Raw genomic sequence first — 415 nt, forward strand, 5'->3', positions numbered from 1 at the left:
TCATCGTCAAAGCTTGGATGTACAAAGGTTCAGCTTCACTGTATCTTCCCTGTGAATCGTAGAGTAATGCCAAATTGTTCAGGCAAGTTGCCACAGCGGGGTGTTTATCTCCCAACAAGCGTTTTATCATGTCCAGAGATTGGATGTACAAAGGTTCGGCATCGCTGTACCTTCCCTGTGAACGGTAGAGTTCTGCCAAATTGTTCAGGCTAGTTGCCACAGAAGGGTGTTCATCTCCCAGAAAGTGTTTTCTCATCGTCAAAGCTTGGATGTACAAAGGTTCAGCTTCACTGTATCTTCCCTGTGAATCGTAGAGTGCTGCCAAATTATTCAGGCTAGTTGCCACAGAGGGGTGTTCATCCCCAAGCAGGCGTTTTGTCATTTCCAAAGCTTGGATATACAAAGGTTCGGCATC

The 415-nt window shown here is 46.0% G+C and carries 1 protein-coding gene; it reads right to left on the bottom strand.

Annotated features, from left to right (window positions below; all coding sequences use genetic code 11):
* Nucleotides 1-415, bottom strand: a 415-nt coding sequence (locus tag F8R90_RS28250; protein ID WP_196513441.1) for a tetratricopeptide repeat-containing protein, incomplete at both ends; no start/stop codon positions are given.

The organism is Nostoc sp. NZL, assembly GCF_015714705.1.
Lineage (GTDB): Bacteria > Cyanobacteriota > Cyanobacteriia > Cyanobacteriales > Nostocaceae > Nostoc > Nostoc foliaceum_A.